14 protein-coding genes are annotated in these 14,108 nt (G+C 71.8%); 7 read left to right on the top strand and 7 right to left on the bottom strand.

Features of this window, described 5'->3' with window-relative positions; translation table 11 throughout:
• The first annotated feature begins 14 nt into the window (after nucleotides 1-14).
• Nucleotides 15-1,235, top strand: a complete 1,221-nt coding sequence (locus PYR72_RS03865) for an acetyl-CoA C-acetyltransferase (protein ID WP_275453879.1) — start codon at nucleotides 15-17, stop codon at nucleotides 1,233-1,235.
• A gap of 262 nt (nucleotides 1,236-1,497) precedes the next feature.
• Here the strand turns inward: PYR72_RS03865 and PYR72_RS03870 are convergent, their stop codons facing one another.
• Nucleotides 1,498-3,111, bottom strand: a complete 1,614-nt coding sequence (locus tag PYR72_RS03870) for an AMP-binding protein (RefSeq protein WP_275453880.1) — start codon at nucleotides 3,109-3,111, stop codon at nucleotides 1,498-1,500.
• 176 nt (nucleotides 3,112-3,287) lie between these two features.
• Here PYR72_RS03870 and PYR72_RS03875 point away from each other — a divergent pair, with 176 nt between their 5' ends.
• Nucleotides 3,288-3,926 carry a TetR/AcrR family transcriptional regulator gene (locus PYR72_RS03875; protein ID WP_275453881.1) on the top strand — a complete coding sequence of 213 codons (639 nt, stop codon included), beginning with the start codon at nucleotides 3,288-3,290 and terminating at the stop codon, nucleotides 3,924-3,926.
• Here the strand turns inward: PYR72_RS03875 and PYR72_RS03880 are convergent.
• From PYR72_RS03880 to PYR72_RS03890, 3 genes are all read right to left on the bottom strand, one after another.
• A complete protein-coding gene (locus PYR72_RS03880) occupies nucleotides 3,916-4,674 on the bottom strand; it encodes a CoA-transferase (RefSeq protein WP_275453882.1) in 759 nt (252 codons plus the stop codon). The two genes, PYR72_RS03875 and PYR72_RS03880, sit on opposite strands and share 11 nt — an antisense overlap.
• Nucleotides 4,671-5,549 (bottom strand): CoA-transferase, encoded by an 879-nt coding sequence (locus PYR72_RS03885; protein ID WP_275453883.1) that lies wholly within the window; start codon nucleotides 5,547-5,549, stop codon nucleotides 4,671-4,673. Before PYR72_RS03885 ends, PYR72_RS03880 begins: the two co-directional genes overlap by 4 nt.
• A 156-nt stretch (nucleotides 5,550-5,705) precedes the next feature.
• A complete protein-coding gene (locus PYR72_RS03890) occupies nucleotides 5,706-6,908 on the bottom strand; it encodes an IS110 family transposase (protein ID WP_275453884.1) in 1,203 nt (400 codons plus the stop codon).
• 212 nt (nucleotides 6,909-7,120) lie between these two features.
• Between PYR72_RS03890 and PYR72_RS03895 the strand changes: the two genes are divergently transcribed.
• Nucleotides 7,121-8,005 carry an aldo/keto reductase gene (locus PYR72_RS03895; protein ID WP_275453885.1) on the top strand — a complete coding sequence of 295 codons (885 nt, stop codon included), beginning with the start codon at nucleotides 7,121-7,123 and terminating at the stop codon, nucleotides 8,003-8,005.
• A gap of 23 nt (nucleotides 8,006-8,028) precedes the next feature.
• On the opposite strand, the gene PYR72_RS03900 is transcribed toward PYR72_RS03895, so the two are convergent.
• Complete coding sequence (locus tag PYR72_RS03900) at nucleotides 8,029-8,487, bottom strand: VOC family protein (RefSeq protein ID WP_275453886.1); 459 nt, start codon at nucleotides 8,485-8,487, stop codon at nucleotides 8,029-8,031.
• 81 nt (nucleotides 8,488-8,568) lie between these two features.
• Between PYR72_RS03900 and PYR72_RS03905 the strand changes: the two genes are divergently transcribed.
• Both PYR72_RS03905 and PYR72_RS03910 read left to right on the top strand, forming a co-directional pair.
• A complete protein-coding gene (locus tag PYR72_RS03905; protein ID WP_275453887.1) occupies nucleotides 8,569-9,309 on the top strand; it encodes an SDR family NAD(P)-dependent oxidoreductase in 741 nt (246 codons plus the stop codon).
• Nucleotides 9,310-9,326: 17 nt separating this feature from the next.
• Nucleotides 9,327-9,920 (top strand): PaaI family thioesterase, encoded by a 594-nt coding sequence (locus PYR72_RS03910; RefSeq protein ID WP_275453888.1) that lies wholly within the window; start codon nucleotides 9,327-9,329, stop codon nucleotides 9,918-9,920.
• Here PYR72_RS03910 and PYR72_RS03915 read toward each other — a convergent pair.
• Nucleotides 9,898-11,022: an acyl-CoA dehydrogenase family protein gene (locus PYR72_RS03915; protein WP_275453889.1), complete on the bottom strand. Its 1,125-nt coding sequence runs from the start codon at nucleotides 11,020-11,022 to the stop codon at nucleotides 9,898-9,900. The two genes, PYR72_RS03910 and PYR72_RS03915, sit on opposite strands and share 23 nt — an antisense overlap.
• A gap of 65 nt (nucleotides 11,023-11,087) precedes the next feature.
• Complete coding sequence (locus PYR72_RS03920; protein ID WP_275453890.1) at nucleotides 11,088-11,969, bottom strand: enoyl-CoA hydratase; 882 nt, start codon at nucleotides 11,967-11,969, stop codon at nucleotides 11,088-11,090.
• A gap of 122 nt (nucleotides 11,970-12,091) precedes the next feature.
• Here PYR72_RS03920 and PYR72_RS03925 point away from each other — a divergent pair, with 122 nt between their 5' ends.
• Nucleotides 12,092-13,288, top strand: coding sequence for an acyl-CoA dehydrogenase family protein (locus PYR72_RS03925; RefSeq protein WP_275453891.1), 1,197 nt, complete (start codon nucleotides 12,092-12,094; stop codon nucleotides 13,286-13,288).
• The gene (locus PYR72_RS03930; protein ID WP_275453892.1) at nucleotides 13,285-14,088 is read left to right on the top strand and encodes an SDR family oxidoreductase; all 804 of its coding nucleotides are present in this window, start codon (nucleotides 13,285-13,287) and stop codon (nucleotides 14,086-14,088) included. Before PYR72_RS03925 ends, PYR72_RS03930 begins: the two co-directional genes overlap by 4 nt.
• Nucleotides 14,089-14,108 lie beyond the last annotated feature (20 nt).

Raw genomic sequence — 14,108 nt, forward strand, 5'->3', positions numbered from 1 at the left:
CAAGGGGAGTCCCCATGCCCGAAGCAGTGATCGTGTCCGCCGTGCGCTCCCCCATCGGGCGGGCACACAAGGGGTCGCTCAGGGATCTGCGCCCCGACGACATCGCCGCACAGATCGTCGGGGCCGCGCTCGCCGAGGTGCCCGCGCTCGATCCGTCCGAGGTCGGCGACCTGATGCTGGGCTGTGCGCAGCCGGCCGGCGAACAGGGCTACAACCTGGCCCGGATGACCGCGCTGCGGCTCGGCCTCGACACCGTGCCGGGCACCACGGTCCAGCGCTACTGCTCCTCGTCGCTGCAGACGACCCGGATGGCCTTCCACGCCGTCCGGGCGGGAGAGGGCGAGGTGTTCGTGTCGGCCGGGGTGGAGATGGTGTCCCGGTTCGGCAGGGGCAAGGCCGACGGGATGCCGGACACCCGCAACCCGGTGTACGCGCGGGCCGCCGAGCGCACCGCCCGCCGCGCCGCGGGCGAGGGTACGGACTGGACCGATCCGCGGGTGGCCGGTGGCCTGCCCGACGTCTACATCGGCATGGGCGACACCGCCGAGAACGTGGCGCTGATGTGCGGGGTGTCACGGCGCGAGCAGGACGAGTTCGCCGTACGCAGCCAGCAGTTGGCGGAGGCGGCCGACGCGCGGGGCTTCTGGAAGCGGGACATCACTCCGGTCACCCTCCCGGACGGCACCGTGGTCGCCGCCGACGACGGGCCCCGCAAGGGGGTGACGCCGGAGAAGGTGTCGGCGCTGAAGCCGGTGTTCCGGCCGGACGGGACCGTCACCGCCGCCAACTGCTGCCCGCTGAACGACGGGGCGGCGGCCCTGGTCGTGATGAGTGACCGCCGCGCGGCCGAACTGGGCCTCGCCCCGCTGGCGCGGATCGTCTCCACCGGGGTGTCCGCGCTCAGCCCGGAGATCATGGGCCTCGGACCGGTGGAGGCGAGCCGTGAGGCGCTGCGGCGGGCCGGACTCACCGTGGGCGACATCGACCTGTTCGAGTTCAACGAGGCGTTCGCAGCCCAGGTCATCCCCTCCGTACGGCAGTTGGGAGCCGACCCGGAACGGGTCAACGTCAACGGCGGCGCGATCGCGCTCGGTCACCCCTTCGGCATGACGGGGGCCCGGATCACCACGACCCTCATCCACGCCCTCCAGGAGCGGGACGGCCGGTTCGGCCTGGAGACCATGTGCGTGGCCGGCGGCCAGGGCATGGCCATGGTGATCGAGCGGCTCGGCTGAGCGGTTGCCCGGCGGCTCGCGAGCTGGTCCAACCGCGCGGCCGTCGGGCGGTCCCGCCCGGACAACGAGCGCGGGCCGTGTGTGGCAGCCATGGTGACCGGGCGGCTGGATCGGCCGGTGCAGCCGCACGACCGCCGCGCGTCCCGCTCGGAAGACAGACGCGGGCCCGTGTCCCCGGCCATGGCGAGGACACGGCTCGGCCCGCAACGTGGCACATTCGCCCCGGGCGGCCCGGCCCGCCCGGTCACCGGGTGGCCGGTGTTCAGCCGAGCCGCTCCCGCAGCCCCGTCTTGAGGATCTTGCCGGCGGCGTTCCTCGGCAGCTCGGGCACCACGATCACCCTGCGTGGCACCTTGAAGTTGGCCAATCGTTCCCTGCAGTGCGCGATGACGTCCCGCGCCGAGGGTTCCGAGCCCCGGCGCGGGACCACGTAGGCGCAGGCCACGGAGCCGAGCCGGGCGTCGGGCATGCCGACCACCGCGGACTCGGCGACCAGGGGGTGTCCGGCCAGGACGTTCTCCACCTCGGCCGGATAGACGTTGAAGCCGCCGACGATGATCATGTCCTTGATCCGGTCGGTGATCTTCAGGCAGCCGTGCTCGTCGAGCCGCCCGACGTCCCCGGTACGCAGCCAGCCGTCGGCGTCGATCGCCGCCCGGGTCGCGGCCTCGTCCTCGAAGTAGCCGAGCATCACGTTGTCGCCACGCAGCAGGACCTCGCCGTCCTGGCCGGTCGCCACCTCTTCGCCGTCCGCGTCGACGACCCGGATCTCGATACCCGGCACGGCGGGACCGGTCGTCTGCTCCACATGGGCGGGATCCTCTCCGGGGCGGGACCGCGTGGCCACGGTGCACTCGGTCAGGCCGTACGCCTGTGCCACGGTCCGGAAGCCCAACTCCTCGCGCATGCGCCGGAAGAGGGACTCTGGGACGGTGGCGGCCCCGGCGGTCGCGAAGCGCAGCGTGGACGGCCGCAGTTCCGCCAGCCGAGGGTGGTCCAGGAGCGACACGAAGATGGTCGGCGCGCCCGGGAGCACGGTGATACCGGCGGACCGGATCAGTTCCAGGAGGCGGCCCGCGTCGAACGTCGCCACCGGGTAGACGGTGGCACCGGCTGCGAGGGCGGCGAGCACGCCCGCCTTGTAGCCGAAGCCGTGGAAGAACGGGTTGACGATCGCGTAGCGGTCGGCGGGGCTCAGGGCCGCGCCCTCGGCCCAGACCACGGCCGCTCCGATGGTCTGTCGGTGAGCGCTCATCACCCCCTTGGGCACGCCCGTCGTGCCGGAGGTGAACATGATGTCGCAGATGTCGTCGGCGCCGACCGCCGCCGCGATCCGCGCTCCCTCCTCCTGCGGTACCTCGTCCGCGCGGGCGGTGAAGTCGCCCCAGGACAGGGCGGCGTCGCAGGACACGCGCGCGGCGATGTCCACCACGGTCCGCAGCGCGGGCAGCCCCGGGACGGGGCCGGTCTCCCCCGGCGCCGCCTCCTCGGCCGCCGCCGTCCGCAGCATCTCCATGTAGTCGACGCCGAGGAAGCCGTTCGCAAGGACGAGCGCCGAGGCGCGCGAGCGGCGCAGGACGACCGCGGCCTCATGACCGCGGTAGCGGGTGTTCATGGGCACCACGGACGCCCCGGCGCACTGCGCGCCGAGCAGGGCGAGAATGAACTCCAGCCGGTTGGGGGCCCACACCGCGACCCGGTCTCCCGGGCGGACTCCCACGGCGGCGCATGCCCGCGCGGTCCGCCCGACGAGCTCGGCCAACTGCCGGTAACCGACCTCGACGGCGCCGTCGACGACCGCCGGATGGTCGCCATGGCGCTCCGCCGCCCGGGCCAGCAGCCCGGGAACGGTCGAGGGAGCCGGCTCTTCGATCACGCGAGACCTCCGAACAACCAAATGCTTGGTAGGTATGCTGGGCAGTGCACGGCCCGGGTCAGCGGTCCGCAAGTCGCCGTCCCGTTCAATGAGACGGCGGGGAACGGGGCCTGTGGCAGGATTCGAGCACATGCTTGCCGGCCGGAGGACGATCCCCGGCGGAAGGGACGAACGACATGGCGGCACGACGCCCCGCCCGAGCGGCAGCCCCGGCACGGACGGCGGCCAGGAACGGCACCGGTTCCGAGCGCAGGGCGGAGCTCCTGCAGATCGCGGCCGGCCTGTTCGCCACCCGCGGGTACACCCAGACCACCGTGCGGGACATCGCCGACGAGGCGGGCATCCTGTCGGGCAGCCTGTACCACCACTTCAGCTCGAAGGAGGACATGCTCGACGAGATCCTCCGGGGTTTCCTGGAGCGGCTCCACGAGCGCTTCACGGAGATCGAGAAGGAAGGGACGGACCCGAGGGAGGTCCTCGACCAGCTCATCACCCATGCCTTCACCACCATCCATGAGACGCCGGAGGCCGTGGCCCTCTACCAGAGCGAGGCGGACACGCTCGTCGGGCTGTCCGGTTTCGAGTACGTCGACCAACTGGGCAAGAAGATCGAGAAGATCTGGCTCCGGACGCTCACGGCGGGCCAGCGGTCCGGGGTCTTCCGCGCCGATGTCGACGTGAGCCTGACGTACCGGTTCATCCGGGACACCGTGTGGTGCAGTGTGCGGTGGTACCGCCCGCGCGGCAAGTTCCGTGCCGAGGCGCTGGCCGAGCAGTACCTCCGCGTGCTGCACGGCGGTCTCGTCAACGGGTGACCGGGACCTCGCGGTCGCGCAGGCCCCGGGGGTCGACCACCTCGCGGATGAGCCGCAGTTCGCCCGCGTCGGGCAGGCGGGTCTCGGCGGCGCCGCTCGTGTCGATCGCGAACCCGGTGTTCTGACGGACCTCTTCCGCGGTGACACCGGGATGCAGCGATCGTACGCGCAGGTGCCCCTCCGAGTCGTAGTCGAGGACCGCGAGGTCGGTGATCACCACGCCCAGGTGGTGGAAGCCCAGCCCCTTGGTGCCGCGGGCGCGGTCGTTGCCGACGCCGCAGACGACGTCCACCTTCTCGACGAAGACCTTGGGCGTGTGCCGGGCCACCCAGTAGTCGGTGCGGTGGTTGGCCGTGTTGCCGGGCGCCCCGCGCACTCCGATGAGCTGCCGCTTCGGACGTCGCCAGTCGCCGATGAGCGAGATGTTCTGGTTACCGTACCGGTCGATCTGGCTGGCCCCCATCATGCTCTGCCGGCGCCCGCTGGCGACAAGGTCGAAGACCCGCCGGTAGGGCACCCAGCCCTCGACCACTCCCCCGTCGGCGGCGGTCCGGCCGAGCGGCGGCGGCTCGCTCATGAAGTAGGCCTCGCCGTCGGTGAGGACGAGGTCCGGGCTGGTCGTCAGCCGGGCGAGCCGCGCCCCGATCGAGGGAACCACACCGACCGCGTGCGCCAGCACCTCCCCGGCGTCGCGCCACACGTCGGCGCACGCGGCGGCGCACACCTCGGCCCGGGTGATCTCCGTCATCGGCCCTCCTCCTGTCCGTCGCGCCGGGCGTGGAAGTCCGCCACGGCCGCGTGGTATGCCTGCTCGTCGCCGTCGAGGAACGTCTTGCGGAACAGCTCCCAGGACCCGGTGTCCCGCGCCGCCGCCGCGTAGTGCGCCTGGAAGGCCTCGTCCCGCCCGTAGTCGGGTTCGCACGAGGTGAAGTGCGCGCCCCGGGGCGCCTCGATCACCCCGTTCACGAAGAGGCGGCTGATCAGCACCGACTGGGCGGGGGCGGCGGCGAGTAGTTCCCCGGGGCCGACGATCCGCTCGGTGCTGACGAAGCAGCGGTCGGCGGCCATCGCGAACAGGTCGTCGAAGTACGGGTCGGGGCCCAGGTACTGGGCGTTGCCCGCCGCGTCGGCGCGGTTGACGTGCACCAGGGCCACGTCGAGCCGCAGGGCCCGCATCGCCACGTACTCGTCGTCGGAGTACGGGGAGGGAATCGTCACCAGGTCGGGGTTCATGGTGAGGACGTCGGAGCCGAGGCCCGCCCGGGTGGGCAGGAAGTCCAGCCGGTTCGCCGCGGCGCGCAGCCCGGTGACGAACATACCCTCGTCGTACTCCGCCGTCTCGACGGCGCCCCTCTCCCGTACCGACCGGAAATGCGGGTCGAGGGCGATACTGTCCAGCGAGACGAAGCCGTAGACCAGCTTGCGTACCCGGCCCGCCGCGCACAGCAGTCCCACGTCCGGGCCGCCGAACGTGACGACGGTCAGGTCGCGGACGTCGGTGCGCAACAGTTCACGCACCAGCGCCATCGGTTTCCGCCGTGATCCCCAGCCGCCGATGCCGACCGTCATGCCCGACTCGACGGTCCCGGCGAAGTCCTCCAGGGACATCGCTTTGTCACCCATGGACACTTCCTCTCACACCCGGAGGGCTCGACGTTCCCGAATTAACCTAGCGCTTGCTTGGTGACGAAGCAATTGTTAGGTTGCCTCGGGCCGACCGATGACTGCCCGGCGACCGGGAACGGGCGGAGCACCCGCGAAGGAGTCTCAATGACGAAGTCAAGCCGCCTGCGTGACCGGTGGGGCGGAGGTGAACATCCTTCCGTCACGCAGCAGTGCCCACAACACGCTCGCCCGTCGGCGGGCCAGAGCGATGACGGCCTGGACGTGTTTGCAGCCCTCGGCGCGCTTCTTGAGGTAGAAGTCCCGGTTCGGGCCCTCTCGGATGATGCTGGTCTGCGCGGACATGTAGAACACGCGTCGCAGGCGGCGGCTGTAGCGCTTGGGCCGGTGGAGGTTGCCGGTGCGGCGGCCGGAGTCACGCGGGACGGGCACCAGCCCGGCCGCCGAGGCCAGATGGCCGGCATCGGTGTAGGCCGAGAGGTCCCCGGCGGCGACGACGAACTCGGCGCCGAGTATCGGGCCCATGCCGGGCAGGGACTCGATGATCTCCGCCTGCGGGTGGCTGCGGAACGTCTCGCGGATCTGCTTGTCGATCCGCTTCAGCCGGTTGTCCAGGGCCAGGATCTGCGCGGCCAGGTCGGCGACGATCTGGGCGGCGACGTCCTCGCCGGACAGTGCGGTCTGCTGGGTCTGCGCGGCCTCCAGCGCGGTCGCGGCGACCGCGTCCGCGCTTCGGACGCCGCGGTTGGCCAGCCAGGCCGTCAGGCGGGCCCGGCCATGGCGGCGGATCCCGGCGGGGGTCTGGTCACCCGTCAGCAGGACCAGCGCGCCCTTCTGCGAGCTGTAGTCGAAGGCCCGTTCCAGTGCGGGGAAGATTCCGGTCAGCACGTCGCGCAGCCGGTTGATGAGTCTCACCCGGTCGGCCACCAGATCGGACCGGTGGGCGGTCAGCAGCGCGAGGTCGGCAGTCAGCTGGGCAGGCACGTCGATCGCGGTGAAGTCGTTGCGGTGGCGGGCGGTTTCGGCGATGACACAGGCGTCGCGGGCATCGGTCTTCGCCTCGCCCCGGTAAGCGCCCGACATGCGGTTGACCGTGCGGCCGGGGACGTAGACGGCCTGCTGGTCGTGGACTGCGAGCAGGGCCAGCAGCAGAGCCGAGGACGTGCCGGAGATGTCCACTGCCCAGTGAACCTCGTCCGCCAGGTCGAGGATCTCGCCGAGCGCGGTCAGGATCGCCGACTCGTCGTTGTCGATCTTCTTCGACCACAAGGTCGCGCCGGTCTCGTCGACCACAGCCGCCCAGTGGTGTCCCTTGCCTGCGTCGACACCTGCCCAGACCTGGGCCTTCCGCCTGCTCATTCGCCCCTCCTCGTGCCGTTCGGCATCCCGTCGGCCCGAGGAACACCCCGCTGTCATCTCCGTAATCAGCGACCGCACGAAGCGCGCACATCTCAATCAGCAGCCAGGGCGCCCCGGAGAGCCGGACGGCCACTCCTTCGGAGCCACGACTGGCAAGACCCCATCAGCCACATCCGGCCCTCCCGGGCCGCCTAACAACTTACGGAGACCACATGACCGACTCCGTTTCGACTCCGAGGAAGCGAACCCTGGGCGGGACCCGGGTCTTCCCGGTGGGCATGGGCGCGATGACCCTGACCCAGGTGCCCGGCTACGACGAGGCACGGGCGGTCCGCACCGTGCACGCGGCCCTGGACGCCGGAGTGACGCTCTTCGACACCGCGGACGTGTACGGCCCCGCGGCCGGGTACGGCGTGAACGAGTCGATGCTGGCCAAGGCCCTCGCGGACCACCCGGGTCCGGTCGACCACGTGGTCGTGGCGACGAAGGGCGGCCACCTGCGGCCCGGCGACCAGGAATGGGACGTCGACGGCCGACCCGAGCACCTGCGCCGCGCGTGCGAGGACTCGCTGCGCCGCCTGGGGTTGGAGGCCCTGCCGCTGTACCTGCACCACCGGCCCGACCCGAAGGTCCCGTACGCCGAGACCATGGGTGGGCTGCGCGAGCTGTACGAGGCGGGGCTGATCCGGCGCGCCGGGATCTCCAACGCGAATCCGGAGCAGATCCGGCTGGCGCACGGGATCCTCGGCGACACGCTGGTCGCGGTGGAGAACGAGTACTCGCCGGGGTTCCGCTCCAGCGAACCGGAGATCGCGCTCTGCGAGGAACTCGGCCTGACGTTCCTGGCCTGGGGGCCGTTCGGCGGGATGCGCCAGGCGAAGGGACTCGGCGCGCGGTACGCGGCGTTCGAGGACGTCGCACGGGAGCGGGGTGTCAGCACGTACCAGGTGGTGCTCGCCTGGCAGCTGCACAGGTCGCCGGTGGTGGTCCCGATCCCCGGGGCCAGCCGGCCCGAGTCGGTCCGGGACTCCGCCGCCGCGGCCGGCCTCGCACTCAGCGGCGAGGAGTTGGCGCGGCTGGAGCGGGACGAGCCCTGAACAGGGAGACGACCGGGCTCCGGTCAGGAATCGCTCCCCGCGTCCGGCGGCTCCACGAGTTCGACCCGGACCCGGTCCGGGTCGAGCACGTAGACGAGACGGCAGCCCTCCAACGGGCCCTCTCCGGCCGTGATGGGCTCCGACAGCACGGCGACCTCCTCGGCCCGCATCCGGGCGAGCATGGCGTCGAGCCCGTCCACGTCGACGGCCAGATGGACCGAGCCCGCGCGGCCGTGGTCCGGGTCGGTCACCTCTGGGGAACCGCCGACGTACTGGAGCAGTTCGATGAGTGTCGCCCCCCGGGACAGGCGGACGAAGGCCTGGCGGACCACGACGCCCGGGTAGCCGGTCACGGCGTCGATCCTCGGGCCGCTGCGTTCCCAGGAACCGACCGGCTCGCCCCCGAGGATCCGCGCGTAGAAGTCGAGCGAACGGTCCAGGTCGCTGACGGTGATTCCCACATGGTTGACCGAGTAGGTCACGACGGCCCTCCTGACGGCTCCTGGAGTTAGACTAACAAGCAATTGCTTGGTTAAGGGATATCGGCGGGGAGGAGCCCGGAAGTGGTCGTGCACGCCGTGGACCTGAGGGACAGGATCGCCTTCGTCACCGGAGCCGGCCAGGGACAGGGCGCGGAGCACGCGCGGACCCTGGCAGGACTCGGCGCGAGCGTCGTCCTCACCGACCTCGACGAGCGCGGCGTGCGGGCGGTCGCCGGCCGTATCGCGGGCGACACCCTGACCTGTCCCCTCGACGTGGGGGACAAGAGCGCCTGGGCGGCGGCGATGGCCCGGACCGCGGACCGTTTCGGACGGGTCGACATCCTGGTCAACAACGCGGGCATCTCGATCGGGGAACCGCTCGCCGAACTGTCCGAGGAGAGTCTGGCGGCCACGCTCAGGGTCAACCTCGTGGGAGCCGTCCTCGGGATGCAGGCGGTGCTTCCCCTGATGCGCGGGCGCGGCGGTTCCATCGTCAACATCGCCTCCACGGCCGGACTCACGGGCTACCCCGGCGGCCTCGCCTACTCCGCGTCGAAGTGGGCGCTGCGCGGCGCCACCAGGTCGGCGGCCAAGGAGCTGGGCGGGTACGGGATCCGGGTCAACTGCGTCTGCCCGGGAGCGGTCGACACCGCGATGATCAGCGAGGAGACCCGGGCGGGCGGCGGGGCGGTCGCCGGGCAGCCCATCCCCCGGGTCGGCACGCCCTCGGAGGTGTCCGCCATGGTGGCCTTTCTCGCCAGTGACGCGGCGAGTTACTGCACCGGCCAGGACTTCGTCGTCGACGGCGGGCAGTCCGCGTGACCGTGAGGAGGAGCGGGGTGATCCGTGGGCCACGGGAGACGGAGCGGGACCGGGCGAGGGAGGACCTCGTCGAGGCGACGCGGGCACTGGCCCACGCCGTCGCCGTGACCGACGTCCCCGGCGGCGAGCTGGCCCGTGCCACCGAGACCCTCGCGTCCGTGACCCGGGCCCTGGAGAAGCGGGCCGGGACCCGTTGCGTGCCGCTGCCCGTGGCGGAGACCGTCGGCGTACCGCGGGTGCTCCTCGACCAGTACAACCCGGTGCACCTCCCCCTGGAGGTGTCGTTCGCGGCGGACGGCCGCAGCGCGACGGCCGCCACCGTCGTGAACGCCCTGTACGAGGGCCCCACCGACTCGGTGCACGGCGGTGTCTGCGCCCGGCTCATGGACAACATGCTGGGCATCCTCGTCCAGTCCACCGGGCTGCTGTGTGTGACCGGGTCGCTGTCCGTGCGCTATCTCGCGCGCACGCCGCTGGAGCGCACCCTGCTGCTGCGCTCCGAGATCGTTGAGCACTCCGGACGCAAGGTCGGCGTCATCGGACGGATCGAGTGCGAGGGCGTGCGCACGGTCGAGGCCGAGGCGGTGTTCATCGAGGTCCCGCACCGATGACCTGGCGGAAGAGCCGCTGCCGGTGCTCGTGCGGCTGACCGAACAGCTGGGACAGCGCGTGGGCCCGCTTGAACACGAGCTGGGCGTCGTGCTCCCAGGTGATCGCGATTCCGCCGTGCAGCTGGACGGTCTCGGCGGCGACCTTGTTCAGTGCCTCGGAGCACCAGGCCTTGGCCAGCGCCGCCCGTGCCGGCAGCTCCGGGTCGTCTTCCGCCGCGGCGGCCCGGGCCGCCGCCCAGGAGGCGGACCTCGCCGTCTCGACCTCGACCAGCATGTCGGCCATACGGTGCTTCAGCGCCTGGAACGACCCGATGGGGCGGCCGAACTGGACGCGCTCCCTGCTGTAGGCGACGGTCATGTCGAGCGCCCGCTGGGCGGTGCCGACCTGCAGGGCGGTGACGGCGACGGCGGCGATGTCGTACAGGGTGCCGAGCAGGCCGGACGCGTCGAGGGTCAGGGGGGCCGCGGGCGCCGCGTCGAACTCGATCCTGGCCAGGCTCAGCGTCGGGTCCATCGCCGGAGTGGGGGTGCGCCGCACCCGGTCGTCGTCCGGGTCGACCTCGAACAGGCCCACCTGTCCCGGGCCGGTCCGGGCCACCACCAGCAGGACGTCGGCGTGGACGCCCTCCAGGACCAGGGGAGCCGTCCCGGTCAAGGACCAGGCGCTCCCGCCCGTGGCACGTACGTCACTGCGGTCGGTGCGCCAGTGGCCGTCCTCACCGGCCCAGCAGACGGCCGCCACGGAGGTGCCCCCGGCGATGCCGGGAAGCAGCCGCTCGCAGGCCGCCCCGTCGCCGCTGAGCAGCAGCGCCCGGGCCGCGAGCACACCGGAGCCGAGCAGCGGAGAGGGAGTCAGCGCCGCGCCCAACTGCTCCAGCACCATGTGCGTCTCGAACAGGGTGAAGCCCGCGCCGCCGTAGCACTCCGGGACGGCCAGGGCCGCCGCACCCACCTGTTCGCACAGGGTGCGCCACAGGGCCGTGTCGTAGCCCGGGGCCCGCGCGACGGCGGCCCGCACCGCACCACTGTCACTGCGGCGCTCCAGCAGCCGCCGTACGGTCACGGCGAGTTCGTTCTGTTCCTCGGTGGGTGCGAACGTCATCGGGTCCCCTTCGGAAAGGATCCTGGGCGGAACGGGAAGATCCCCGGGCAGAGCGGGTGCCGTCCTCAGTCGCTGCCCGCCGCCTGCCGTCCCGAGTCGCGCATCGCCCGCGCGTCCATACCCGCGAGGGAGTCGACACTCACCTCGGCATTGTGGGAGTGGGCGGCGTGGTGCAGGCCGAACACCGAGTCCATGCCGGTGCGCATGCCCTGCAGGTCCTCCGCCTGGTTGATCGCCCGCTTGGTGAGCGCGAGGCCGAAGCGGGGCATCGCGCTGATCCGCTCGGCGAGCGCGAAGACTGCCGACTCCAGCTCCTCGCGGGGCACGACATGGTTGACCATACCGAGCTGGTGCGCGCGCTCGGCGCTGAAGCGGTCGCCGGTGTACAGGAACTCCTTGGCCGCGCGCGGGTTCATCACCCACGGGTGGGCGAAGAACTCCACGCCCGGGATGCCCATGCGGACGACGGGGTCACAGAAGAAGGCGTCCTCCGAGGCGACGATGAAGTCGCAGGACCAGGCCAGCATCAGCCCGCCCGCGACGCACGCGCCCTGGACCATGGCGATCATCGGCTTGGGGATCTCCCGCCAGCGGCGGCACATCCCCAGGTACACCTCGGACTCCCGGGCCAGGCGGGCGTCGACGCCCTCCTTGTCGGTGTGGTCCCACATGATGACGGCTCTGCGCTCGAAGCTCTCGTGGATGTCGCGGCCCGGCGTGCCGATGTCGTGGCCGCCGCTGAAGTGCTCGCCGCTGCCCGCGAGTACGACGACCTTCACCGCGTCGTCGTCGACGGCCCGGGTGAAGGCGGCGTCGAGGGCGTACGTCACCTTCGAGTTCTGCGCGTTGCGGTACCGGGGGCGGTTCACCGTCACCACGGCGACCGTGCCGCGGACCTCGTAGGTGACGACCTGTTCCTCGGCCGGGCGGCTCTCCGCAGCGGACATGCCAGCTCCTTCACAGGGACCACGGATACATACCAAACAAGTGCTTGGTGGGTTAGTGTAGGCGATGCCCCAGCTCCCGAACAGCACGATCGCGAACCGACGGCATCTTCTAGGGGGAAAGCGTGCAACTGCCAGGCTCAGCGCAGGACGAGGCCTTCCGCCGTGAGGTCCGGGACTGGCTGGAGACCCATCTGTCCGGCGACTTCGCCGGCCTGCGGGGCCTCGGCGGCTCCGGCCGGGAGCACGAAGCGTACGAGGAACGGCTGGCCTGGGACCGGCATCTCGCCGCCCACGGCTGGACCTGCATCGGCTGGCCCGAGGAGTACGGCGGCAGAGGGCTCGACCTCGCCCGGCAGGTGGTGTTCCACGAGGAGTACGCCCGCGCCGACGGGCCCGCCCGCGTCAACCACCTGGGCGAGGAACTGCTCGGGCCGACCCTCCTCGCCTTCGGCACCCAGGAGCAGAAGGACCGCTTCCTGCCCGGTATCCGCGCCGTCGAGGAGCTGTGGTGCCAGGGCTACTCCGAGCCCGGCGCGGGCTCCGACCTGGCCGCGGTGTCCACCCGGGCCCGGCTGGAGCGGGCGGCGGGGGCGGGAGAGCCGGACCAGTGGGTGATCGACGGCCAGAAGGTGTGGACGTCCCTCGCGCACCTGGCCGACTGGTGCTTCGTGGTCGCGCGGACCGAACCGGGCTCGGTGCGGCACGCGGGGCTGTCGTACCTGCTGGTGCCGATGCGCCAGGAGGGCGTCACCGTACGGCCCATCACCCAGCTGACCGGCACCTCCGAGTTCAACGAGGTGTTCTTCGACGGCGCGCGGACCGACGGCTCGCTGGTGGTCGGCGCGCCCGGCGACGGCTGGAAGGTCGCCATGGCCACGCTCGGCTTCGAGCGGGGTGTCTCCACACTCGGCCAGCAGATCGGCTTCGCCCGCGAGCTGGACGCGGTGGTGGAGCTGGCCCGGCGGACCGGTGCCATCGAGGACCCCTCGATCCAGGACCGGATCACCCGCGCCCACATGGGTCTTGAGATCATCCGGCTCAACGCGCTGCGGATGCTGGGCGGTTCGGGCTCCCAGCGGCCCGAGGCGTCGATCGCCAAGCTGCTGTGGGGCACCTGGCACCGGGGGCTCGGGGAGCTGGCCATGGAGGTGGCGGGCGCCTCCTCGCTGGTGGCGCAGGGACCGCCGTACGACCTGGACGCCTTCCAGCGGCTGTTCCTGTTCAGCCGGGCCGACACGATCTACGGCGGCTCGAACGAGATCCAGCGCAACATCATCGCCGAGCGGGTGCTCGGCCTGCCCAGGGAGCCGAAAGCATGAACACGCGACGAGCCGGACAGGCACCGCCCGACTACGTACCCGGACACGGGCTGCTCGCCGGCCTGACCGTAGTGGTCACGGCCGCCGCGGGCGCGGGCATCGGCTCCGCGGTCGTACGGCGCTGCCTGGAGGAGGGGGCGCGGGCCGTGGTCCTCGGTGACGTCCACGAGCGGCGGCTGGGCGAGACCGGAAAGGAACTGACCGAGGAGTTCGGGGCGGAACGGGTCGCCACCGCCCTGTGCGACGTGACCCGCGAGGAACAGGTGAACGCCCTGCTGGACGCGGCGGAGCCGTTCGGCGGGGTCGACGTGATGGTGAACAACGCCGGGCTCGGCGGAACCCGTTCGGTTCTGGAGATGACCGACGAGGAGTGGTCGCGGGTCCTGGACATCACCCTCACCGGAACCTTCCGCTGTGTGCGCGCCGCCGGCAACCGGATGGTCCGCGCGGGCCGCCGGGGCGTCATCGTGAACAACGCCTCGGTGGTCGGCTGGCGGGCCCAGGAGGGGCAGGCGCACTACGCCGCCGCCAAGGCCGGGGTGATGGCCCTCACCCGCAGCGCGGCGGCCGACCTGGCCCCCCACGGCATCCGGGTCAACGCGGTCTCGCCGAGCCTGGCGCTGCACCCGTTCCTGGCGAAGGTCACCACCGAGGAGTTCCTCGACGAGCTCAAGGGCCGCGAGGCGTTCGGCCGGGCCGCGGAGCCGTGGGAGGTGGCCAACGTGATGGTGTTCCTGGCCAGCGCGTACTCCTCGTACATGACGGGTGAGGTCGTCTCCGTCAGCAGCCAGCACGCCTGAAGTCCCGCACCCCGCAGAAG

The organism is Streptomyces sp. VNUA24 (assembly GCF_029167005.1).
In the GTDB taxonomy this organism is placed as follows: domain Bacteria; phylum Actinomycetota; class Actinomycetes; order Streptomycetales; family Streptomycetaceae; genus Streptomyces; species Streptomyces scabiei.

What these genes read in the sequence shown, in the direction of transcription:
- PYR72_RS03890 (WP_275453884.1), bottom strand. Translation starts at nt 6,908, where the DNA reads ATGAGCAGGCGGAAGGCCCAGGTCTGGGCAGGTGTCGACGCAGGCAAG.
- PYR72_RS03865 (WP_275453879.1), top strand. Translation starts at nt 15, where the DNA reads ATGCCCGAAGCAGTGATCGTGTCCGCCGTGCGCTCCCCCATCGGGCGG.
- PYR72_RS03895 (WP_275453885.1), top strand. Translation starts at nt 7,121, where the DNA reads ATGACCGACTCCGTTTCGACTCCGAGGAAGCGAACCCTGGGCGGGACC.
- PYR72_RS03920 (WP_275453890.1), bottom strand. Translation starts at nt 11,969, where the DNA reads ATGTCCGCTGCGGAGAGCCGCCCGGCCGAGGAACAGGTCGTCACCTAC.
- PYR72_RS03915 (WP_275453889.1), bottom strand. Translation starts at nt 11,022, where the DNA reads ATGACGTTCGCACCCACCGAGGAACAGAACGAACTCGCCGTGACCGTA.
- PYR72_RS03930 (WP_275453892.1), top strand. Translation starts at nt 13,285, where the DNA reads ATGAACACGCGACGAGCCGGACAGGCACCGCCCGACTACGTACCCGGA.
- PYR72_RS03880 (WP_275453882.1), bottom strand. Translation starts at nt 4,674, where the DNA reads ATGACGGAGATCACCCGGGCCGAGGTGTGCGCCGCCGCGTGCGCCGAC.
- PYR72_RS03885 (WP_275453883.1), bottom strand. Translation starts at nt 5,549, where the DNA reads ATGGGTGACAAAGCGATGTCCCTGGAGGACTTCGCCGGGACCGTCGAG.
- PYR72_RS03875 (WP_275453881.1), top strand. Translation starts at nt 3,288, where the DNA reads ATGGCGGCACGACGCCCCGCCCGAGCGGCAGCCCCGGCACGGACGGCG.